The 22,706-nt window shown below is 72.4% G+C and carries 16 protein-coding genes; 3 read left to right on the forward strand and 13 right to left on the reverse strand.

The window, feature by feature from the left end; translation table 11 throughout:
- Positions 1 to 111: 111 nt before the first annotated feature.
- The 8 genes from SNA_RS28805 to SNA_RS28840 form a co-directional block, all read right to left on the reverse strand.
- A complete protein-coding gene (locus SNA_RS28805; protein ID WP_241779880.1) occupies positions 112 to 2,370 on the reverse strand; it encodes a VWA domain-containing protein in 2,259 nt (752 codons plus the stop codon).
- 139 nt (positions 2,371 to 2,509) lie between these two features.
- Complete coding sequence (locus SNA_RS28810) at positions 2,510 to 3,061, reverse strand: Pycsar system effector family protein (protein ID WP_030066226.1); 552 nt, start codon at positions 3,059 to 3,061, stop codon at positions 2,510 to 2,512.
- The gene (locus SNA_RS28815) at positions 3,061 to 4,140 is read right to left on the reverse strand and encodes a hypothetical protein (RefSeq protein WP_044367504.1); all 1,080 of its coding nucleotides are present in this window, start codon (positions 4,138 to 4,140) and stop codon (positions 3,061 to 3,063) included. The genes SNA_RS28810 and SNA_RS28815 overlap by 1 nt, the downstream gene beginning before the upstream one ends.
- Positions 4,133 to 6,655, reverse strand: coding sequence for a hypothetical protein (locus SNA_RS28820; RefSeq protein WP_044367506.1), 2,523 nt, complete (start codon positions 6,653 to 6,655; stop codon positions 4,133 to 4,135). Before SNA_RS28820 ends, SNA_RS28815 begins: the two co-directional genes overlap by 8 nt.
- A gap of 5 nt (positions 6,656 to 6,660) precedes the next feature.
- A complete protein-coding gene (locus SNA_RS28825; RefSeq protein ID WP_030066230.1) occupies positions 6,661 to 7,572 on the reverse strand; it encodes a nucleotidyl cyclase domain-containing protein in 912 nt (303 codons plus the stop codon).
- Between the two features lie 96 nt (positions 7,573 to 7,668).
- Complete coding sequence (locus SNA_RS28830) at positions 7,669 to 8,379, reverse strand: Crp/Fnr family transcriptional regulator (protein ID WP_044367509.1); 711 nt, start codon at positions 8,377 to 8,379, stop codon at positions 7,669 to 7,671.
- Positions 8,380 to 8,789: 410 nt separating this feature from the next.
- Positions 8,790 to 9,014: a helix-turn-helix domain-containing protein gene (locus SNA_RS28835; protein WP_030066231.1), complete on the reverse strand. Its 225-nt coding sequence runs from the start codon at positions 9,012 to 9,014 to the stop codon at positions 8,790 to 8,792.
- A 136-nt stretch (positions 9,015 to 9,150) separates the two neighbouring features.
- Entirely contained in the window at positions 9,151 to 9,831 is a 681-nt protein-coding gene (locus SNA_RS28840) for a DUF899 family protein (protein WP_044367511.1), read from the reverse strand.
- A 302-nt stretch (positions 9,832 to 10,133) separates the two neighbouring features.
- Here SNA_RS28840 and SNA_RS28845 point away from each other — a divergent pair, with 302 nt between their 5' ends.
- The 3 genes from SNA_RS28845 to SNA_RS28855 all read left to right on the forward strand — a co-directional run bounded on the left by SNA_RS28845 (position 10,134) and on the right by SNA_RS28855 (position 12,878).
- Entirely contained in the window at positions 10,134 to 10,739 is a 606-nt protein-coding gene (locus SNA_RS28845) for a TetR/AcrR family transcriptional regulator (protein WP_030066233.1), read from the forward strand.
- A gap of 266 nt (positions 10,740 to 11,005) precedes the next feature.
- Positions 11,006 to 11,470 (forward strand): GNAT family N-acetyltransferase, encoded by a 465-nt coding sequence (locus tag SNA_RS28850; RefSeq protein ID WP_030066234.1) that lies wholly within the window; start codon positions 11,006 to 11,008, stop codon positions 11,468 to 11,470.
- 166 nt (positions 11,471 to 11,636) lie between these two features.
- The gene (locus SNA_RS28855; protein WP_030066235.1) at positions 11,637 to 12,878 is read left to right on the forward strand and encodes a hypothetical protein; all 1,242 of its coding nucleotides are present in this window, start codon (positions 11,637 to 11,639) and stop codon (positions 12,876 to 12,878) included.
- A gap of 50 nt (positions 12,879 to 12,928) precedes the next feature.
- Here SNA_RS28855 and SNA_RS28860 read toward each other — a convergent pair whose 3' ends face one another.
- The 5 genes from SNA_RS28860 to SNA_RS28880 form a co-directional block, all read right to left on the reverse strand.
- A complete protein-coding gene (locus SNA_RS28860; RefSeq protein WP_044367513.1) occupies positions 12,929 to 15,703 on the reverse strand; it encodes a SpoIIE family protein phosphatase in 2,775 nt (924 codons plus the stop codon).
- Between the two features lie 243 nt (positions 15,704 to 15,946).
- Positions 15,947 to 17,260, reverse strand: a complete 1,314-nt coding sequence (locus SNA_RS28865; protein WP_030066238.1) for a cysteine desulfurase — start codon at positions 17,258 to 17,260, stop codon at positions 15,947 to 15,949.
- The gene (locus SNA_RS28870; RefSeq protein WP_030066239.1) at positions 17,247 to 18,629 is read right to left on the reverse strand and encodes a family 2B encapsulin nanocompartment shell protein; all 1,383 of its coding nucleotides are present in this window, start codon (positions 18,627 to 18,629) and stop codon (positions 17,247 to 17,249) included. The genes SNA_RS28865 and SNA_RS28870 overlap by 14 nt, the downstream gene beginning before the upstream one ends.
- A gap of 409 nt (positions 18,630 to 19,038) precedes the next feature.
- Positions 19,039 to 20,271, reverse strand: a complete 1,233-nt coding sequence (locus SNA_RS28875; RefSeq protein WP_241779881.1) for an acyltransferase family protein — start codon at positions 20,269 to 20,271, stop codon at positions 19,039 to 19,041.
- Positions 20,268 to 22,688, reverse strand: coding sequence for a glycosyltransferase (locus SNA_RS28880; RefSeq protein ID WP_241779882.1), 2,421 nt, complete (start codon positions 22,686 to 22,688; stop codon positions 20,268 to 20,270). Before SNA_RS28880 ends, SNA_RS28875 begins: the two co-directional genes overlap by 4 nt.
- Positions 22,689 to 22,706 lie beyond the last annotated feature (18 nt).

Consider the following 22,706-nt stretch of genomic DNA (forward strand, 5'->3'; position numbering starts at 1 on the left):
GCCGTATCGGCGGCCGGTTCGTCCTCGGTCCGTCTGTGGATTGCCCGCGGCACGGCGGCCGCGGCGCTGTGTGCGGGGCGGGCCGGTGACCGTACCGGCCCGCCCTTCGCCTCACCGGTACGACTCGTAGGCGCTCGCGCCGCCGCCCTCGGGGGCCACGGGCGCGGTGGGGGTCGTGGTGGTCCGGCTCCCGGGCCGGGAGGGCCGTGGGCGGCGGCCCTTGGGGGTGCGGGTCTCCTCGCCGAGCGAGAGGCTCAGCGCATCGGTCAGCGGGGCACTGCCGTGGGCGGGCAGCCGGGTCCGGCCGCCGCCGCGCTTGCGCAGCCACGCGCCGCCCTCGGGGCTGCGCTGGACCGCGTACGGGCCGTGGCTGCGCCGTTCGATGCGCGGGCTGTGGTGCGGTTCGACGACGGCGAACTCGTACCACTGCTTGTGCCCGTGCCCGGCCGGGTGCGTGGCGAGGACGTCGCCCTTTTCGGAGACCAGCTGGAGCACCAGGCCGTACGGGTCGCGGCGGCTGCGGCGCTGCCGCAGCCAGGCGAGGGCCGCCGCGACGGCCGACGCGAGCACCGCGGCGGCGGTCACGAACGCCCACCAGTACTCCTCCCAGACGCCGGGCTCCGGCGTCACCTGCACGCTGAGCGGGGAGCGCACCAGGGGCCGGTCGTGGTCGGTGGTGTCGACGACCGTGACGGTGCCGCCGAGCCGCAGGCCGTCGCCGAGGTGGTCGCCGAAGGCGGTTGCGGGGGCGACGGCGAGCGTCACGTTCCGGGTGCCGGACTCGCCGGGCTTGACGGTGATCTCGGCGGGGCTGATCGAGAGCAGGCCGGGTTGGAGGTCGGCAACGGACAGCCGCAGGGTGTGCGGGCTGTTGCCGGTGTTGTGGACGGCCAGCGTGCCGGCGACCGTGGTGCCCGGGTGGGTCGTCGCCGGGTGCAGGGTGAGCGCGGTGGTGACGGGCAGCACGCCCGGTGCGACCTGGCCGCTCTCGCTGCGGGTGTCGGCGCTCAGCCCGGAGGCGGTCAGCGTGCCGCTCACCTTCAGCGTGCCCTTGGCGCTCTTGGGGATCGTCACGGAACCGGTGAAGGAGCCGTCGCTGCCCTTGGGGTCGGGCCCCTTGCCGTCGTCGGTGAGCCGCAGCATCTGCGGGGCGAAGCCGTCACCAGTCAGTTCGCTGCGGACCCGCAGTCCCGCGTAGTCGGCCGGGTCCTTGATCTCGTAGCCCTCGCGGGTCTGGAGCCGCATGGTGACCGTGGCGCGCTGGCCGGCCTGCGGCGACGGCGGGTCCATGGTGAGGGAGCCGCGCAGTTCGCCCTGCCACAGCACGCTGACCCCGACGGGCAGCGAGCGGTGTCCTTCGGGGGCCTCGGCCTTCACCTTCCAGACGCCGGGCACCGGGTCGGTGATCTTCAGCGCCTCGACGGCGTCATCGGCACCCGCCAGCTCGAACCGCGACTTGTGGTACGTCCCCGAGGTGGGGACCTGGTGGCCGCTCGGGTCGAAGTAGGTGATCGACACCGCGGGGTCGCTCTTGTCGACGACGATGCTGCCCACGGTCGCCAGCGGCGAGATGCCGACCTCCAGTGTCGCGGGCGGCAGTTGGCTGGTGCCCTGGTCGTAGCGCAGGCAGTGCGCGGCGGCGAAGATCTTCTCCAGCACCGGGCCGACGTCCTTGGCGCCCGAGACCTTGTCGGCCTGGGGGCGGGCGGAGGGCAGTTCGACACAGCCCTTCTGGTAGCCGCCGGCGGCCATGTGGTCGAGCTGTGCCTTGTCGGGGGCGGGTCCGAAGCCCAGCGGCCAGATCTGCACCCCGTGCGCGGCGGCGTCCTTGAGCTCCAGGTCCAGCTGCCGCTGCCCCTCGTCCTTGCGGTGCGCGGGGTCGCCGTACTGGGGGCTGCCGGTGACGTCCAGCTCCCCGTCGGTGAGCAGGAACAGCACCCGGGGCGCCGACGGGTCGGTGCCGGTGCTCAGTTCGTGCACACCCTGGCGTATCGCGCTGGGGAAGTCGGTGCCGGTGCCCTCGCCCTTCTTGCGGCTGCGCAGCTTGCCGACGCATCCGCCGATCGACTCGCGCCCGGCCGCATCCAGCGCGGTCCGCCGGCACACCGGGTCCACCGCGTGCTGGTCACCGGATTCGGCGGCGGCGAAGCCGAAGACCGTGACATGGGAGGCCGAGGAGACATCACCCACCGCGATGCGCGCCGCGGCGGCCTTCTCGGCCGTCATGTCCTCGGCCGCAAGGCTGGCCGACTCGTCCACGGCGACCGCGTAGTTGACCGACTTGAAGGCCGGTGCGGACGCCGCCACCGGCACCGGTTCCTGGCCGGCGGGTGCCAGCAGGGATATCAGCACCACGGCGCCGCCCAGCACACGGACCGCACCGCGGCGCGCCCGGCCCCTTCGTTCCCGCCGTCTTCTCCTGACTGTTCCCACGGCCGTCCCCTTATTTCGTCTTGTGCGTTGTGTGCGTTGTGCCGCGCCGTCGCCGACGGCGCGGGCCGGCCACCGGTCAGCGCGTGGTCAGACTCCAGGCCAGTGCCAGCGCCGCCGACGGGGCCAGTGCGCCCACCGCCCAGCGGATGGCCCGGTATTTGGCGGACAGGATCGCGCTGACGTCCACGGCCTGGACGAGCAGCCAGCGGGCCGGATCGCGCCCGGCCTCGGCGACCTCGGCGGACAGCCGCGCCAGATCGTGGGGAGGCAGCAGATCGCCGAAGAACGTCACCCCGTCCTGCGTGCGGATCGTCGTGGTGCGCGGCATCAGCGCCCGGACCAGCGCGGTCACCGCGACCGCCCAGAGCACTCCCGCGACGATCAGCGGAATGTCGGCGGGCCCGCGCCAGTCGGGCGCGCCGTGCCCTCCGATCAGGAAGGCGGGCAGCGCCAGCGCCCCGGAGAGCAGGACCGCCGCCTTCGAGTCGGCCCGGCCGAGGTCCTCCCGGACGGTGTTCAGCAGCCGTTCGGCGATGCGCTCCCCCGTCCGGTCGTGGCCGTGCTGACCCCCGTCCGGCACCGTCACGACCGGATCGGGGGAGGTCGGTGCCCCGCCGTCGGCGGTCATCAGTCCTCCTCCGCCCAGGACCATCCGTCGTCGCGGCTGCGGCTGCGGCGGCGGGGCGGCTCCGGTTCGGCGTCCTCGTCCTCGTGCGACGGGGAGTCCTTGTGCAGCGGGGAGGGGCGCCCGGCCCGGGTGGGCGGTTCGTCGGCCACCCAGTCCGGGACGAACGGCTCGGGCTCGCCCGGCTCCAGCTGCGGGGTGTTCCGGCGCGCGGGCAGCGCGCCGATGGGGCCCTGGACGCTGTGGCGGCCCCGGTTGAGCAGCTGGAGCGCCTGCGTCTCCACGTCGGTGGAGTGGATCTGGCCGCTCTCGACCATGGCGAAGAGCCGGTCGACCCGTTCCTTCTCGTCCGCTCTGCCCTCCTGGCGGATCTTCTCCAGGAACTCCTTGGCAGCCTCGGGTTCGGCCGCCAGCATGTAGCTGAGCTGGTCCAGCTCCCCGCCCTGCAACATCGTCCGGAACGTGTTCTGGTGCACCCGGGTCACCTCCGCCGAGGCGTGTGCATCGCGGATGCCGTCCATGTGATGGATCGTCTTGTCGTCCACCCGCAGGCGGACGTACAGCCGCACCCGCAGGCCGAGGTCGGCGCCCAGGTCGTCCCAGCGCCCGCTGGCGCAGTTGCGGGTGATGGCGCGGTCGGCCTGTTCGGCCTTGGCCACCGGGAACTCCGCACTGACCTCGCGCAGCCGCTCCAGGGTGGGGGCGGTGAGCCGCTTGGCGACATCCGTCACCACCTCCGTCGCGGCCAGATGCGGGTCGCTGACGGTCCAGTGGATGTCCACCTCGGCCTTGAAGAACGTGGTGCCCCCGGCGGCCGGCAGTTCCATGTGGAGCGTCGTCTCGAAGGTGCCGAGCGCGATCTCGCAGACGGTGTGCGGCCGGGCCAACGCCCGTTTGTCGTGGTGCCGGATGCCGGAGACGGTGGCCACGCTGTAGCCGCCGTTCCGGTAGAACAGCACCGAGGCCGTCCGGGCGCTCGTATGCCGGAAGGGGCCCGCCGGCGCGTACTCCCGCAGGAACGGGCCCGCCGGCCCGGTGCCGGCCGCTTCCCCGGCCACCGCCGCGTCCTCGTGCTCAATCATGGCTCTCCTCCTGGTCCCTCTCGCCCGTCCGGTCCCGCTCCCCGACGGCGAGCCACCACAAGGAGCGCGCCTGCGCATCGGGGAGCGGATTGTCCGGATCGTTCATCATGCGGCGCAGCAGCCAGTCCAGCCGCCGGCGGTCGTGCGCTTCGGGCATCAGCACGGGCAGCAGCGCCGCCAGACCCGGCTGCGTCCACGGCGTGCCGTCCTTGCGCACGGCGGAGCGCAGCAGGGCCTCCAGCGCGTCCATCGCCACCTCCTGTGACCGCGCGGTGTTGAGCGCGGTCCACATCAAGTCGGCCATCGGACGCACGAGTTCGGGCCGCGCGGCGGCGAGCGCGAGCGGCAGCGGCCAGTCGCCGCGGTCGCCCGGCGTGGGGGCGGGTTCGTCGTGCAGCACCTCGTCCACATCGGTCACGGCGAGCCGGACGGTGGTCACCAGACCGAGGTCCTGGTACGCCTCGCGCTTGTGGTGGGTCCACTCGGCCATCCGCCGCAGCACCCTCGCACTGTCCGGGAGCGCCAGCAGGCGGACGACGTTGAACGCGGCGACGGCCAGCTGTTCGCCGTCGTCGCGCACCCCGATCCGGGCCAGCGCGTCGAGGGCGTCGTCGGTGGTGGCCGCGGCGTTGCCGTAGCCGAGCGCCATCGCCGCGGTCCAGCGCAGGGACTTGGTCCCGTACCGGCTCCAGTCGTCGACGAGTTTGCGCACCGCCTTGTGGTGCGAGGCGTGGCCGGCGGCCTGGTCGATCGTGGTGGCCGCGAAGATCTTCCGTCGCTGGGTGGACGCCTCGGCGAGCGGGCGGATCAGCTCCGCGTACCCGTGGTCGAAGTCCCGTACGCACAGCTCCCCGGCGGCCACCGCGGCGCGCATCCACACCTGGGGCCGGGGGTCGTCGGCCAGCAGCCGCAGCCAGCGGACGACCGGTGCCCGGACGGGGAAGTGACGGTCCCAGATCTCGGCCAGCACCGCCGACGGCAGCGCGGCACCGCGGTACCAGATCAGCTGGGCGGCCACCTCGGCGCCGGCCACCTCGACCCGGCCGTCGGTCAGTTCGGCCCGCGAGAGCGCCCGGTCGGATTCCGGGTCGTCGCAGAACAGCGGGCGGGCGGGGGTGGTGTCCGGATCGCTCTGTACGGACAGCTCCCAGGTCAGCAGGTGCGCGGCGGCGGCGACGGCGCTGTGCGAGGCCCCGCCCAGTACGGCGAGGGCGATACGGAACGCCACCGGGTGGAACAGGGCCGCCGTCCCGGGCCGCCGTACCGTGCTCCCGTCCGTGGCGGGCGGGGGCACGGCCAGCGCCCGGTCCACGCCGGCGAACCACTCATGGGCCTGTGCCGCGGCGAGGCTGCGGCAGCCGGCCAGCAACTCCTCGTAGGAGACGTCCTCCAGCAGATGCCCGGCCAGCAGCGAGGCCAGCAGCTCGGCCTCGGCGGGGCGCAGGTCCGTCAGCCCGACCGCGTCCCTGACCTCCTTGCGGTCCGCCAGCTCCTCCGCGCGGCTCAGCAGTTCCGCGATCCGCGCACCGCCGTCCGGCGCGCCGGGCCCGGCCGCGGCGGCATGGTCCTCCAGCCGCTCCCGCAGCCGGGTGGTCAGCAACTCCTGGGTGGGCACCGGCGGGCAGAGCATCCCGTACCGCCCGGCCAGCAGCGGGTTCGCCGTCGATCCGACCGTCACGACGATCACCGCGAACGAGGCGCGCTCGTCCAGTGCCGCGGCCAGCCGGTCCAGATCCATCGCGTCCGGCGGCTGCGCACCGGGGGTGGTGAGGGCGAGTTCGAGCAGGTACCCGGTGCCGTGCCGCTTCTCCAGCGAGCCGGCCAGCCCGCGTACCCCGCCGTCCGAGCCGTTCCCGCCGTCCGGATCGACCCGCAGCACCCGGGGGCCGGCGCCGGACTCGGTGCCCTCCTCCGCGGGCGCGGTGACCTCGTCGAGGAGGGACAGCGCGGTGCTGGTGCGTCCGGTGCCGGGGGCGGCGCCGAGCACCAGCAGCCGACGGGCCCGGAGCGCGGTGCGCAGCCGCAGGTACCCCTCCGGCTCCACATGGACCCGGCGCAGCCTGCGCAGTTCCTCGTCGGGCACCGGGCCGCTGCGCAGCCCCGCGGTGGACTGCCGGGCGTCCATCCGCAGATGGATGTCGCCGATATGGGCGCTCTGGATGAACGAGCGGTCGAAGCTGTTCAGGTCGCGGCCGGTGTCGAACAGCATCCGGGTGGAGCGCCGGGCCCGCGAGGCGGCGGCGAGGTCGGTGGGCCCGTCCTCGCTCTCCTCCCCGGCGAGCGGGTCGCGGGTGTGCTCCTTGAACCGCCCCGCGGCGCGCTCCCGTTCGTTCTCCTTCTCCGCCGCCTCGCTGTCGGCGGACTCCCCGCCGCCGTCCCCCTTGCCCTCTTCCGCGCGCTCCTTGCCGTCCCGCTCCTCGCCCCTGGCCTTGTTGCCGGCCTCGGGGGACGGTCCGTCGGACGCCTTGTGCGGTGCGGGGTCGGCGGAGCCGCCCGCCTGCTGTTCGTCGGCCATCTGCCTCAGCCCTTCCGCCGCTCGGCGTCGCCGGTGGTCCGTCCGATGTGTACGGGCTGGTGGTAGACGTTCTCCCGGTGCTGGGACATGTCGCCGTGCACGGTGTAGCGGGCTCCGGAGGCGCCGGGTCCCTCGCCCGCGTCCTCGTCCTCGTCCGAGCCCGCGTCCTCGTCGCCGAACGGGTCGGCGCCCTCGTCCTGCGCACCCCTCCCGGACGTCTCCGGCCCGCCCGACTGCGGCCCGGGATCCTGCGGATGGGATCTCCCGGACGTCTCCGCGGCCGGCGGCGGATCACCGGCGCCGGGATCCGCACCGTCGGGGATCGCCGGCGCGGCCCGGCCGGGCAGGTGGAACCAGGCGGTGACCTCGCCTTCCTTGAGCGCCAGCCGGGCGGACGCATAGCGCGCGGGTTCGATGAACTTGCCGCCGCTGCTGACCACGTCCTCGTACAGCGCCTGGGAGACCACCAGTACGAGGTCGGCCCGCTCGGCGTCCAGCAGCTGCCGGGCGACGGGCGAGTCGGCCAGCCGGCAGGCGAGGTCGACCGCGCGCCCGCAGATGCCCCGGGGGTCGTGCCGGACCGGGCCGACATGCATGCCCACCCGCAGACCCAGCGGTACCCGCAGGGCGCGGTTCTCGTCCCGCAGGTTCTCGTGCACCTCGACCATCCACAGGCCGAGCAGCCGGGTCACCGCGATCCGGCCGGCCACCGACAGCAGCACCCCGTCGCCGCGGTCCTCCATGTGGACGGCGTCCCGCACGACCTTGGCGTGGGCGAGCGCCGCTTCCAGGACCCGGTAGATCCGGGCGCGCATCCGCGGCTTGTCCACGTCGTCGTACTCCCCGGACCGCCGGGCGTCGACGCTGATCACCAACTCGTAGCGCGCTTCGGCGACATCCATCGCGTCGTGGTCCACCTCGTGCCCCCTGTCCTGTTCACTTGCCGTCCCCCCTCAGCTTCGGGCCCGGGACGAAGGCCGTCTGTAGCCGTTTACACACGGCAGGGCGGGGAGTTACCCCTGATGGCCGTCCGCGAGGAGGGCGAGCAGCGTGGGGTCGAGGACCTCCACCATCCGGTTGCCGGTGCGCACGATGTGCTGGGCGCGCAGCAGCCGCAGGGCCTTGGCGACGGCTTCCCGGGTGGCGCCGACGGTGGCGGCCAGCTCGTCCTGGGCCAGGTGGACAACGGTGCCGGTGTGCAACGGGCCCGGCCGGGAAGTGGCGTAGGGGCCGTCGGGCTCGGGCCCGGACAATTCGGCGAGCCGGCTGGCCAGTCGCTGCAACACGGTGAGCGAGGCGAGCGCGGACCGCTCCTGGTCGGCGCTGCGGAGCCGGAAGGTGAGCTGACGGATCACCAGACCGCTGACCCGGGGGTGCAGGGCGAGAAAGCGACGGAATGCGTCGCCGGGTATGAGCTGGGCCTCCACCGGGCCCAGCGCCCGCACGGTGGCGCTGCGCGGATGACTGTCCAACGCGGCCATTTCACCGAGCAGTTCGCCCGGCCCCCGCAGTCCGAGAATCAGCCGGGTGGCACCGCGGTCCGTCGATACGGAGACGGTCGCCCATCCCCGAAGGACGATCAGGACGTGGCTGGACCGGTCGCCCTCCGCCAGAAGATGGGCATCGGCGGCATAGCGCTTACGGATCCCGAGGGCCATCACGCTCTCGTTTTCCTGAGCTGTCAGAGCCCGCGCGAACGCCAGCTCATCGCCGAGCAACCCCATCCCCACTCCCCCCACGGCAGTCAGAACGGCTGATTTTCGTAGGTGTTGATGCTCCCAGAACGGGACTCCAAGTGGCTTGAATCGCGCCACTTTGGACATACCGGTCGGTAGTCAGCGAACTGCCAGCTGGCCCACGTGCACGCCCCGCGCGGTCGACGCCTTATTGCCACTTCATCCCCACCCGCACCAGCTCAGGGGGGCCACCGGGCGACAGGCTTGGCGAAAACTCAGGTTTCCGCCAACGCGGTTCGCGCGGCGTCCGATCAATCGCAACGCAGGCCACACCAAAGGGAGTCGGCCATTCCGCAATGCCCCCGTACCGCCCCAAAACCGGCCACCCCACGGCGCGCCGACGGACCGAGTCCGAAGGGCGAGTCCGAAGGAGGGGGCAGGGGCGGCCGCGGCGGCCGTCACCCCTTGGCGGGGCCCAACTGGACGCAGCGTTCCCCGGGTTGCGGGGCGAGGAGCGCCGCTACTCCGCCGACCTTCAGGCCCTCCAGGTAGCCGGAGTTGAAGGCGTGGTTCATGGCGCACACCAGCTCGGGAGCCTTGGCCGCCAGGGGGTGGAACGGGCAGTTGTGCAGCCGGAGTTGGGTGGGGGGGCGGACCGGTTCGAAGCCGTGGTCGCCGGACACGGCCTCTTCGCCGTCGTCACGGTGGTCCCGGTCCTGCTCACCGCTCTCGGCATCGGCGGCAGCTGACCGATGGCCTGTCCGGTGGCTCGGCGCGGGCCCGCAGCGCCCATCCCTCGGGCCCTGGCCCGGCATCCGCTCAGTAGTCCAGCCGCGGCCACCAGTCGTCGCGGCCCTGCGGGGTGAGGTCGAGCAGGTGCCAGACGGGGGCGAGCAGGTCGATGCCGCGCTGGTCGATGTCGGCGGACAGGCGGGGGTGGGCCGAGTAGAAATGGCGAGGGGTTCCGTCGGGGTCCCGGGTGAAGACGGAGAGGGTCGAGTCCTGCGCGCCGTCCTCGTCCTCGCTGCCGAGGTCGTATTTGAACGTGCTGTCGCCGCAGCTCAGCAGCCTCAGCCGGTGCCAGCCGCGGTCGCGGGCGTGCTGCCGCAGGGCGGGCGGGTCGGCGGCCGCGGCGATGGCGAAGTCGATGTTCCGGACGATGTGGTGGGCGATGCCGTTGTAGCCGTCGATCCACAGGGTGCACATCGGGCAGGGCTCGGTCTGCTTCTTGCCGTACATGAGGTGGTAGACGATCAACGGGCGGTCCGGTGCGGTGAACAGCCCGCTCAGGGAGACCTCGCGGACCGGCTCGTCGCCCGCGTCGAGATCGGCGGGGCCTTCGACGAAGACGTAGTCGTCGACGGCCGGCCCCGGCGGGAGCGCGCGGCGTTGCGCGGCGACGCGTTCGCGGTGACGCATGAGGTCGGTCTCGGCCAGCCGGAGCTCTTCCCGGGCGGCAAGGTAGTCCGCCGATTCGCCGGGCAGTCTGGTGTGCCGCATGGCGTCCTCCTGGGGTGGCGACCCCCCTGACCTCCCAGTCTAGGGCGCGGGGCACCGCCCACTGGAAGAAGATCGTGCGCCTCGCCTTTCCCGGCGGGCACTGACAGGCGAATACCGACACGCGCCGAGGTGGCGTCAGGCGGGCTGCGGGGCGGGCGTCGCCGTGTCGCACCGAGAACGGTGAGCCGCATGGCGCGCCCTCCAAGTGCCACCCCGCGGGCGGGTGGGTGAGTGCTCACTCACCTCGTCCGCCCTTATAGTGAGTGAGCACTCACCCTCGCGTCAAGCCTGTTGGAGCACGCATGGACCAGAAGCCGACCCGCGTCCGTATCGTCGACGCGGCCCACGAGCTCATGCTCGGCATCGGCCTCGCCCGCACCACCACCAAGGAGATCGCGAAGGCGGCCGGCTGCTCCGAAGCGGCGCTCTACAAGCACTTCGCCAACAAGGAAGAGCTCTTCCTGGCGGTACTCAACGAGCGCCTGCCGAAGCTCGGTTCACTCCTCGAACGCCTTCGCTCCGAAGGCGTTCGAGACCCCGACCGCACCGTCGAGCAGAACCTCACGGACATCGCCCACGAAGCAGCGCTCTTCTATGAGCAGACCTTCCCGATGGCCGCGTCCCTGTATGCGGAGCCCCGCCTCAAGCGCCGCCACGACGACACCCTGCGCGAGATGGGCACCGGCCCGCACCGCCCGATCGAGGGCCTGGACGCCTACTTGAGAGCCGAACAGGAGGCAGGCCGCATCAGCTCCCAGGCCGACACGTTCGCCGCCGCCTCCCTCCTCCTGGGCGCCTGCGCCCAACGAGCCTTCGCCTACGACATGTCCCCCGAGGCCAAACCCCCACAGCCGGTGGACGCCTTCGCCGCCCGGATCGCCCGCACCCTGCTCACGGGGATCGCATAAGGTCTCCTTGCTCTGAGCGGTCAGAACGGTCGCGGCCGGCGTCGCGCCCCCGGCGCAGCTGCGGATCGCCCGGTCCGCTTCGGCACCACGAAGCGCAGCCCGTCGACCGAGGCCAGCCCTCTCGCCCCAGAACTTCACGATCGGCTGTTCCCCGGGCCGGGGCACGGTCGTTCGCGGCGCCAGGCGGCGGCGAAAACGGTTTCCCGGCCGCATGCACCGGATGAGAGGTTGGGCCGTCAGGCGCCGGTATACGGAAGGTGAGCGCGTTGAAGATCGCGGTGGACGACCTCTCCGGGCCCGAGATCGCCCGGTTCCTGCGGGAGCACGTCCGGCAGATGCAGTCGGTCACGCCGTTGGAGAGCAAGCACGCCCTCGATCTCGACGCCCTGCGCAGGCCGGACATCACGTTCTGGTCGGTGACGGACGGGGACGCCCTGGTGGGCTGCGGTGCGCTCAAGAGGCTGGACGCGGGGCATGCGGAGCTGAAGTCGATGCGTACGGATCCGGCGCGGAAGCGGAGCGGGATCGCCTCCCTGCTGCTGGAGCACATCATCGTGGAGGCCGGGCGCAGGGGCGTGCGGCGGCTGAGTCTGGAGACCGGCGCGGCCGCGTTCTTTCTGCCGGCCCGGAGGCTGTACGAGAAGTTCGGGTTCCGCGAGTGCGAGCCGTTCGCGGACTACCGGCCCGATCCGAACAGTACGTTCATGACCAGGGTGGTCCGAGTGGTCTGAGCGGTCCGAGTGGTCTGGGCGGTCTGACGCGAGGGGCGCTGCCCCTGCGGGCCGGAACCCGTTCGGCGTAACAGCCGTCGCCCCGCCGGCCACCCCATGGCGCACTGGGAGGAGCAGGGGGAGCAGGCGCGGCGCGGCCGCCGCGCTCCGTCGAAGGAGTGTCGCCATGACCCTCTCGCCTTTTCCGGCCGTCCCCTTGGACATCGAAGACGACCTCGCCGTCCTGCCGTTCGCCGCATTCTCCCGGCAATTCGCCCAGGCCCTGGCGCCGCTCATCCGGTTCACTCTCGGGCCCGCTCTGCGCCGCCACCCGAAGTGGGGGCGGCGAATGCCGTTCGATGTGCTGCCCTACGGCTCGGCGCCGTCCTCCGGGCATGTGTGCCGGCCGGACATTCTCCTGACCGCGCAGGGCCCCAAGGTCTGCGAGATGGATTTCGTTCCGGCCGGACGCGGCTGGCTGCTGGCCGCCCTGCCCAGGGAGTCCGACCGGCTGGCCGTCCTCGAGGAATTCGCCAAGTGGTACGCCGCCCTGGGGGAAGACCGCGTCTATTACGCGACCGGGACGGTGACCCAGAGCAGAGAAGAGACCGGACTTTTCGCCAGGGCCATGCGGGACCTGGTCGGCTTCGATATCCGCGCGGTGAACATCGATACGGACCGTATCGGCACCGACGGGCTGGTGGACCGGCTCTTCTACCGCTCCGAGCTGGCGCAGCCGCTCACCCTCGGCCGTCACCGCGTCATCACCGCGGAGCCCTGGCTGGACTCCAAGATGATTTTTGCCGTACTGCACGACCGGGAAATGACCGCGCTCCTGGAGGAATCCCTGGGCCGGGAGAATCTTTCGTTCCTGCGGCAGACGTGCGTCGAATCGTATCTCGTGGAAGATGTCCGGGAAGGGGCCCGGGAAGATATCCGGACGGCCGACGGCGGCGCCTTTCCCGGTCTCCAGGACCGCGGCGAGTGGGTGATGAAAGCGACCGAGGTCGAGAACTACTGGAGTTGGGGATCGCGCAGCGTGGTGCTGGGCAGGACGCATACCCAGGAACAATGGGATGCGTATCTGAGGGGGACGAGTCCCCATCAGAAAATGCTCGGGCACCGGCCGGTCCTCCAGCGGTTCGCCGAGTCCCTGGACTTCGCGAGCCTGTGGAATGCCGTCATCGACGGTTCCCTGGAGACGTCCGATCCGACGGCTCTGGGAAAGAGCCGCGATCTGACCACTCGTCGGCCCGCCCGTGCACCCGTCGTCGGGCGTCTGGGGATCTCCTTTCTCGTCAGTCATGTCACGGGTGAGGTGGGTGCCTCGCCGCTGGGAAATCTGTGTCTGCGGCAGAATCCGCTGACGCATATGGAGGGGGATGCGCTGTCGATCGCGTTCCGCCCGTCGCCGCGGGCGGCCCGCTGAACCAGCCGTCGGCCCGCCGAGCTTCAGGGCGGTGGCCCGCCCGCTGAGCCTCAGGCCAGCAGCGGCCCGCCCAGCGCCTGCTCCGCCCAGATGATCTTGCCCTCCGGTGTGTACCGCGTGCCCCAGTGCTGGACGAGCTGGGAGACGAGGAACAGGCCGCGGCCGCCTTCGTCCTCGGTGGCGGCGTAGCGCAGGTGGGGGGAGGTGCTGCTGGTGTCGGAGACCTCGCAGATCAGGGTGCGGTCGTACAGGAGGCGGACGCGGATGGGGCCGGTGGCGTAGCGGATGGCGTTGGTGATGAGTTCGCTGAGGACGAGTTCGGCGGTGAAGGCCGCCTCCTCCAGGCCCCAGCGGCTGAGCTGGCGGTTGAGGTCCGCCCGGGCGTCGGCCACGGCCGCCGGGTCGGAGGGGACCTCCCAGTCCGCGATGCGCTCGGGGTCGAGCACGCGGGTGCGGGCGACGAGCAGGGCGATGTCGTCACGCTGACGGACGGGGAGCAGGGCCCCGAAAACGGCCTCGCAGGTCTCGTCGGGGGTGCGGCCGGGGTGCGCCAGGACGGTGGCGAGGGTCCGCAGGCCGGTGTCGATGTCCCGCTCGCGGTCCTCGACGAGGCCGTCGGTGTACAGGACCAGGCTGCTGCCCTCGGGCAGGTGGATGTCCACCGCCTCGAAGGGCAGACCGCCCAGGCCCAGCGGCGGGCCGGCGGGCAGTTCCGGGAACTGCACGGTGCCGTCGGGGTGGACCAGCGCCGGCAGGAGATGTCCGGCGCGGGAGAGGCTGCATCTGCCGTAGGAGGGGTCGTAGATCGCATACAGGCAGGTGGCGCCCGCCAGCACGGCGTCCTGGTTCGCCGTGACCGCCTCCTGGTCGATACGGGTGACCAGCTCGTCCAGGTGGCTGAGCAGTTCATGGGGCGGCAGATCGAGGGTGGAGAAGTTCTGCACCGCCGTACGCAGCCGGCCCATGGTGGCGGCGGCGTGCAGTCCATGGCCGACGACATCGCCGATGACCAGAGCCACCCGGGCACCGGGCAGCGGAATGACGTCGAACCAGTCGCCGCCCACCCCGGTCTGCGCGGGCAGATAGCGGTGGGCGATGTCCACCGCGTTCTGTTCGGGCAGTCCGCGGGGCAGCAGGCTGTGCTGAAGGGTGACGGCCATGGCGTGCTCGCGGGTGTAGCGGCGCGCATTGTCGATGCATACGGCGGCCCGCGCGGCCATCTCCTCGGCCAGGGAGATATCGCCCTCCTCGAAGTGCGGCCGGTCCTGGGCGCGCCAGAAGTTGGCGATGCCCATGAGGACGCCGCGCGCCTGGAGCGGAACGGTGATCAGCGAACGGCAGCCGTACTGCACCACCCGCCGGAAGCGCTCGACGTCCTGGGAGAACAGGTCGGCAGCCTCGGTCAGATCGCTGACGAGGACGGACCGGCCGGTGACGAAACCGGTGGCCATCGGGGTGGTCGCGGGGAAGGTGTGCAGCTCACCGGCCCGGTAGAGGGGGTGGTCGTCGCGGATGCCGGCGAGCGCCACCCGGCGCAGTTCCGGCGCCGCGCGGTACGAGCCCACGGGCGGCTCCGCGCCGATGAGGACGGGTTCGGCGAGGTCGACGGTGACATAGTCGGCGAACCAGACCACGGCGACCTCGGTCAGCTCCTGGGCGGTGCGCTGCACATCGAGGGTGGTGCCGATGGTCATGCTCGCGTCGTACAGCAGCCGCAGCCGGCTCTGGGCGGACTCGGCCTTTCCGGCGAGGGCCAGCAGTTCGGTGGAGTCGCGCAGGGTGGCGACGCTGCCGGGCGGGCCGCCGCGGCGGTCGGTGGGCCGGTTGTTCACCGCCAGCAGCTGGTCGCCCACGGGGAGCACCTCGTCGGTGGCCACCCGGCCCGAGACCAGCAGTTCCGTGATCCGCTCGGAGAGTCCGAGGTCGCCGACGCGGCGCCCCTCGACGTCCGGGGTCAGGCCCAGGAGCCGGCGCGCCTCGTCGTTGGCGAGCAGCACCCGGCCGCTGCCGCTGACGATGATCACGCCCTCGCGTACGGCGTGCAGCACCGCGTCGTGGTGCTCGTACATCCGGGTCATCTCCGCCGGGCCGAGCCCATGGGTCTGGCGCCGCAGCCGGCTGCTCGCCAGCGCCGTACCGGCCGTGGCGAGGGCCAGCCCGGCCGCACCGGCGCCGAGGACGACCGGCAGCTGGCGGTCGATCGCGCTGCTGACCCGGCGGACCTTCAGACCGGAGGACACCATGCCCACGACCCTGCCCCTGGCGTCCATGACCGGGACGACGGCCTGCACCTCGTGGCCGAGGGGGCCCTGGACGGTTTCCAGGGTGATGCGGCCGGCGAGCGAGGGCTTGATGGTGCCGACGAAATGCTTGCCGATCTTGCTCGGCAGGGGGTGCGTGAAGCGGATGCCGTCGCGGTTCATGACGACGATGAAGTCGACGCCGCCCCGCTTGCGGGCCGCCTCGGTCAGCGGCTGGAGCACCTTGGAGGGGTGGGGGCCCTGCATGGTCGCCACCAGACCGGGGCTGTGCGCGAAGGCTTCGGCGGCGGCGAGCGAACGGCCGCGCGCTCCCTCGAACCGGTCGGTGCGGGACTGGATCAGCAAGGTGGTCACCGCGGCCACGATGAGGAGCAGGACCACCGTGATCTGGAGGACGAACATCTGTCCGGCCACGCTGCGGATGCTCAGCGCGGAGCGCACGCGCCGCGCCGAGGGCGTCGGCGAGCCGTCCCGCCGCTCCTTCCGGTCGCCGCGGCCCGGGCGCCGACCGGTGACCCAGCGCCCCGAGGGTGGCCACGGGAAGCGGCCGGAGATTCGGGCCATGCCTCATGTGTACCCTGCGCCCAATCCGTCCTATACGCACCACGCCGCTTATCGCATGACTGTGCGACGGAGTCTCGGCGGTCGATGCGGCCGCGACGGGGGCGATCGTGGTCATGCGGTCACTCCCTGTGGCGGACCTGGAGGGGGCGGCGGAACGGACGGTCTCGTGCCTCCCCTCGTCCGTTTGGCGCAAGCGCGCGTCCCCCGACGGGAGGACGCGCGCTCGGGAAGGTGTGGCGGGCGTCAGCCGCTCTGCTGCAACCGGCTCAGCGACGCCACCAGTTGGTCCACCTCCTCCGCCGTGTTGTACAGCGCGAGCGAGGCGCGCGCCGCGCTCTTCAGGCCGTAATGGGCCAGCGCCGGCTGGGCGCAGTGGTGACCCGCGCGGATCGCGATGCCGTCGCGGTCCAGCCAGTCGGCGATCGCCGCCGGGTCGTGTCCGGCGAGGGTGAAGGTCAGAACGGCGATCCGGTCGGGGGCCGAGCCGAGCAGTTCGAGCCCCGGCAGGGCGGTCAGGGCCCGGCGGGCGTGGTCCAGCAGCGAGGTCTCGTACGCGGCGACGGCGTCGCGGTCGAAGGAGGTCAGCCAGTTCAGCGCGGCCAGCAGGCCGACCACGCCGGCGATGTGCCCGGTGCCGGCCTCCAGCCGGTGGGGAACGGGGGCATAGGTGGTACGGGTGAAGTCCACCGATTCGATCATGTTGCCGCCGCCCTGCCACGGCGCCATCTCCCGCAGGATCTCCGGCTTCGCGTACAGGGCGCCGATGCCCGTGGGGGCGAACAGCTTGTGGCCGGAGAACACGTAGAAGTCGGCGTCCAGCTCCTGCACGTCGACAGGGAAGTGCGCCACCGCCTGCGCCCCGTCGACCAGCACCTTGGCCCCGTAGCGGTGCGCGAGCGCGGTCATCTCGCGGACCGGGGGGACGGTGCCGAGCACATTGGACGCCTGGCCGACCGCCACCAGCCGGGTGCGCATGGACAGCAGACCGGCGTAGGCGTCCAGGTCGATCTGGCCGTCCGGGCGCAGCGGTACGGGGACCACCCGGGCCCGGGTCTCCTTGGCGAGCAGCTGCCAGGGGACGATGTTGGAATGGTGTTCCAGCACCGGGACCAGGATGTCGTCGCCGGGGCCGAGGTTGCCCCGGCCCCAGCTCTGGGCGACGAGGTTGACCGCCTCGGTGGTGCCCCGGACGAAGACGATCTCGTCCGGCGACGGGGCGCCCAGGAACCGCGCAACGGCCTCCCGGCCCGCTTCGTACGCCTCGGTGGCCTCCCGCGCCATGGTGTGCGCGCCGCGGTGGATGTTGGAGTTGGCCGTGCCGTAGAAGCCGGTCAGCGCCTCGATGACCTGGCGCGGCTTGTGGGTGGTGGCGCCGTTGTCGAGCCAGACGAGCGGATGGCCGTTGACGGTGCGGTGCAGGGCCGGGACGTCGCGGCGGGCCATCTCCGGGGAGAAGGCCGCCTGCTGGGTGGGGAGCGCGGCGGAGCCGGTGGGCGGCGCAGCGCTCTGCGGCTCCGGCGGCGCGGTGGCCACCCGGCCAACCTCAGGAATAATCATGGTAGTTGGACACCTCGACGTTCTGGAGCACCGCCAGCGCGTCCTCCACCAGCACCGCGCTGTTGAAGTACGCGGTCATCAGGTACGAGGTGATGCCCTTCTGGTCGGTGCCCATGTTCCGCATCGCCAGGCCCGGTTCGACCTCGTCCGCGACCTTGGCGGGGCGCAGCCCCACCACACCCTGCTCGGCCTCGCCGACGCGCATCAGCAGGATCTCGGTCGTCCCGATGCCCGCCCCGCCGGAGAACCGCACCTTGTCGGAGGGGAGCAGCGGGACCCCGCGCCAGCTCAGCAGCGGGCTGCCGAACCGGGTGTCGATCACCGGGGGCACACCCCGGCGGGTACATTCCCGGCCGAACGCGGCGATGGCGCGCGGGTGGGCGAGGAAGTAGCCGGGGTGCTTCCAGACCCGGGAGAGCAGTTCGTCGAGGTCGTCGGGGGTGGGCGAGCCGGTGCGTGCCTGGACGCGCTGCCCCGGGGCGACGTTGTGGAAGAGGCCGAATTCCGGGTGGTTGAGCAGCGCGGCCTCCTGGCGCTCGCGCAGCGCGTGCACGGTGAGGTTGGACTGGGCGCGGGTCTGGTCGATGGGCCCGTTGTACAGGTCGGCGACCCGGGTGTGGACGCGCAGCACGGTCTGGGCCAGCGTCATGTGGTACTCGCGGGGCGTGTCCTCGTAGTCGACGAACGTCCCCGGCAGGTCGGGTTCGCCTTCGTGGCCGGCACTGAGGTCCACCGGCACCTCGCCGCCCGGCTGCACACCGTCCGTGTGGAGGTAGGCGTCCAGCGCGTCCCGCAGGCCGGCGTCGCGCTCGCCCAGCCCGGCGAGCACGCTGCGTTCCAGGCACAGCGCCACACCCGGGGTGAGCGCCTTGACGCGGTAGGGCAGGGGTTCGGCGCGGGTCCAGGCGTCGAGGTCGAAGAACTGGCCGTCGCCGATCACTTCGAGCACCGCGTCCTCGCCGTAGCGGCCGCTGGCCCGCTTCTCGGCGCGGCCCTGGACGAGGACCCACAGCCGTTCGTGGGCGTCGCCGTCCTGGGCCAGCATCTCCCCGGGGGCGAAGGCGACCTCCTGGAAGGCGTCGGCGAGTTCGGCCAGCAGGTCGTCGTCGGCGTCCCGCAGATACGGCAGCTCGCGCAGGTCGCCGGGTATGACGCGCGGCGATCCGGCGTCGGTGTGGGTGCTGATGCGGTCGTCGCCCAGGACGTAGGTGCGGCGGCGGTTGACGCGGAAGACGCCGGATTCGACGTCCACCCAGGGCAGGGCGCGCAGCAGGTAGCGCGGGGTGATGCCGCGCATCTGGGGGGTGGTCTTGGTGGTGGTGGCGAGCTGCCGTGCGGCATCCGGGCCGAGACTCATCCGATCGTTCACGGGTCCTCCTGGGAAAGGGGGTGGACGGTGACACGCGGAGCGGGCATGCCGGAGTGACGGCCGACGGCCGGTGGTGGGGCATGCCGGAGCGCCTCCCGATCGTGTGGCCGGCCGCCGCCACCGGCAACCTGCCGCGGTCCGTCACCCGGCCGGAAACGCGCCCTGAACTGGGCCGTCGATTCCGTACAGGTGACCGACTACCGTGCGTGGCAGCCCCGCCACCACATGGGGAGCCGACGGAATTTCCCCTTCCACCTGCCGGGCTGACGCCCCTCCGCACCCCACAAGAGACCTGATTTACCCTCATAAGCCTGCTTTGGCGCAGCTAAAGGGGCGCTTATGGGAGGGATTCCGGCCCCGTCGACGCCGTCGCCCGGGGCGCCCCGGCGCGCGGGGCGCCCCGCGGCCCTCACCTGGGCAGGGCCTCCGGATAGAACTCCCGAGGCCGCCCGTTGGTGTCCTTCAGCCGGCCCAGCAGGCTCGCCGGATATTCGATCAGCCAGTAGCTGACCGCCGCCACCGGCAGCGCCGCCAGCACGACGAGGACGACGGCGAGCGGGAAGCCCGCCTGGCCCGCGGGCAGCAGACCGGCGTCGTGCAGCTGCACCATCACCGGCTCGTGCCAGATGAACAGGCTGTAGCTGACCAGCCCCGCTGCGGCGAGCCAACGGCCCGTCAGCACACGGTTCCAGACGGTGTGCCGGCGGATGTGGAGGGTGCCGAAGAGCAGCACGAACCACAGCGCGGAGGCCAGCGGGTGGTAGAAGGTGAAGGCGACGTTCTCCGGCGCGGAGACCAGGGAGAGGGCGTAGAGGCCGGCCAGGGCGAGGGCGCACACCGGGAGCGCCGCGCGGGCGGTGAGCCGGCCCCGCCCGCCGAGGGCGACGGTCAGCACGGCCAGGCCCATCCCGGCCGCGAAACCGCCGAAGCGGGCCTGCGGGCCGAAGTAGACCGCCCAGTCGGTGGACGGGACGCCCACCCCGTAGTGCGCCACCGCGATCCACCCGATCGGTACGGCGAAGAGCACCCCGCAGCCGGCCGCGCACACGGCGATCCGGGCACCACGGCGGCGCAGCGGACGGCAGGCCCGTACGGCCAGCGGGCCGAGCGCGATCAGGACGCCGTAGAACAGCACCTCCAGGGACAGCGACCAGGTGGGGCCCAGGGTGTAGAAGATCCGCTGCCCGTCGAAGACATGGGTGAAGGTGAGGTGCTCGACCAGGTCCTGCCAGTCGCCCGGCAGGGTCGGGTTGCGGCTGGCCCAGACCACCAGGACCGCCAGGACGTAGAGCGGCAGGATCCGGATCGCGCGGCGGAAGAGGAACAGCCGGGCCGGGCGGGTGGAGCGGCCGTCGATGGCGGCCCGTGCGTACGACAGGGTCAGCAGGTAGGCGGAGAGAACGAAGAAGAGGTCGATGACCTCGAAGGAGAACACCGCTCCCAGGAAGCGGTTGCCGACCGGCGGATGGCTGCCGTGGGCGTCGTAGCGGAAGTACTGCTGCCAGACGTGGAAGACGACGGTGCTCAGGGCGGCGAGGCCGCGGAAGCCGTCGATGTCGCGGGCGCGGCTGCGGGCCGGTGCGCCCTCGGGCGGTTTGGGTCCCCTGACGGGGCCGGGGGCGAAGGTTGCGGGCGAGGTCACCGTCGGGCCACCGCCTTCGCCGTGGCCCGGGGGGTGACCCGCCACTGCCTCTCGCCCAGCGCCTCCTTGAGGTGGGCCTGCCGGACGACCATGTTCTTGAAGTGGCTGTAGAAGACGGTCGAGACGAGGAAGTACGACCAGAACCAGCGGCGCCGGGCGCGCAGTTCGGGGACGGCCAGGCGCCAGGCGAAGAGGGCCTGCACCGGTCCGGCGGCCAGGGTCAGGACCATCGCCAGGACGCACACCGGCACCGCCCAGTCCAGGCGGTCGAAACCACCCTTGCGCCAGGCCGAGTAGAGCAGGATGGGCAGGATCTGGAGCGTCAGCCAGGGCTGCGCCTCGCGCCAGCCGAGCAGCAGTGCCAGGCCCAGTTTCTGACGGGCCGTGAAGACGGGTGACCGCAGCCCGTGCCAGAGGTGTTTGAGGGAGACCTGGAGCCAGCCCTGGGCCCAGCGGGAGCGCTGGTTCCACAGCGCCGCAAGGGTGGTGGGGGCCAGTTCGCGGGAGATGAGGGTGCGGTCGACGGCGAAGCGGGCGCCCTCGTTCAGGGCGCGCAGGGTGGAGTCGATGTCCTCGGTGAGCATGGAGCCGTGCATCCGGGTGCGGGCCAGCAGATCGGTGCGCCAGAAGCCGTTGGAGCCGCCGAAGACGCCGAAGCCGTACAGGCGGGTGCGGCCGGGGTGGCTGACCGCGTAGATCGCCTCGAACTCGGCGGCGACCAGCCGGGCGACGCGGGAGCTGTCGCCGTTGCGGATCACGCAGTGGCCCTGGACGACGTCGTAGCCGTTGGACAGCCAGTGCCAGGCGTGCTGGAAGGCGGTCGGGGCGGGGTGGTGGTCGGCGTCGAAGATGCCGACGAATTCGCCGCGGACGCGGGTGACGGCGGCGTTGATGTTCTGCGCCTTGGAGGTCGAGCCGGCGACCGGCAGCAGGACCAGGCGCGGATCGCGGGCGGCGATCTCGCGCAGGGTGTCCTCGACGGGCAGCGGGTGGGGGGTGTTGTAGGCGAGGACGATTTCGAGCTCACCGGGGTAGTCCAGGCGCAGGAACGATTCGACGGTGTCGACGATGGTCGCGGCCTCATTGGGCAGGTAGGCGGCGATGACGGCGCTGGCGGGCGGATAGGGCGCGCCGGGTGTCTCGGGCCGCGGGACGGAGTCGAGTGCGTAGAGGCACTCCAGGACGATCAGGAGGGCGGAGAGGACGAGTCCGCCGACCACCGCCCAGTACATGTCCGAGCCCAGGTCCCAGCCCAGTGCGTAGGTCTGCCGGTAGAGCGCGAAGGGGACGCCGATGCCGAGCAGCAGCGCGAGGAGCGGGGAGAGCGAGGCGAGGGCGGGGCGGATCAGGGAGCCGAGGGGACGGCGCCGGAGGCGGTGGGCGGCGGGGCGCATCCAGGGGGCGTAGCGCACCGGGCGCAGGTCGCGGTGGCGGAGCGCTTCGACGGCCGCGTCACGGGCCTTGCCCAGGGCCTGGGTGCCGTTGTCGCATGCGGCCAGCGGGAGGTAGCCGACCGCCGGGGTGAGCCGGACGTTCTCGTCGGCGACGATGAAGCGGGTGCCGGCCACGGTGGTGGCGAATTTCTCCAGGCCGTGCCGGGCGGTCTCCTCGTCGACGCCGGGCAGCAGCATCAGCAGATGGCCGTCGTCGTTCCACCCGAGCCGGTCGCAGAAGCTGCCGGTGCGCTCGGCGACGCCGGCCAGCCGCTCGGCGATCTCGCGGCGCACCCGGGGCCCGAGCCGGGTTTCCAGGGCGTCGGTCTCGGCGACGGCGACGAGCGCGAGGACGCCGCCCCTGCGGCCGGTTTCGGGGCGCTGGAGTTCGCGGTCGAGTTCGTCGCGGAAGTGCGGGTGGGAGTAGAGGCCGGTGCGCGGGTCCTGGAGGAGGTTTTCGACCGGTACGGGTATCCGGCGCAGTTTCGCCTCGATCCGGGCGGAGAGTTCGACCGGATCGGATGCCTCGGGGATGCAGTCGTCGGCGCCCTCGCGCAGCAGATGGGCGACGCCGGCGGGTTCGGTGCCGGCGGTGACCATCAGCAGCGGCAGCGCCCGTCCGGCGGGGACGGTGCGCACCTCGCGGATGACGTCGAGTCCGGGGTGGCCGTGGGCGGGCCGGCCGTCTCCGCCGGCGGGGTCGTGGCGTTCGTCGAGGGCGACGATGGCGTCCGGCGGGGCCTGTCCGACGCGGCGGGTGACGTCGCCGGGCGGGGCCTGGCTGACATCGTGTCCGGTGGCGCGCAGGGTCTGGGTGAGCCGCTCCAGCCGTGGTCCTGGAGTGCCGACGACCAGGACGTGTCCGCCGGGACGGGCCGGGGCGGTGTCGGCGTCGGGGGTGTGGTCGTGGTCGTGGTCGTCGGCTGTGCCCAGCAGGGCGGTGGGTGAGCCCTGGGAGCGTATGGGGTGCGAAGTGAGCACCATCGGGGTCCTTTCTGGCAA

It is taken from the genome of Streptomyces natalensis ATCC 27448, from assembly GCF_000935125.1.
In the GTDB taxonomy this organism is placed as follows: domain Bacteria; phylum Actinomycetota; class Actinomycetes; order Streptomycetales; family Streptomycetaceae; genus Streptomyces; species Streptomyces natalensis.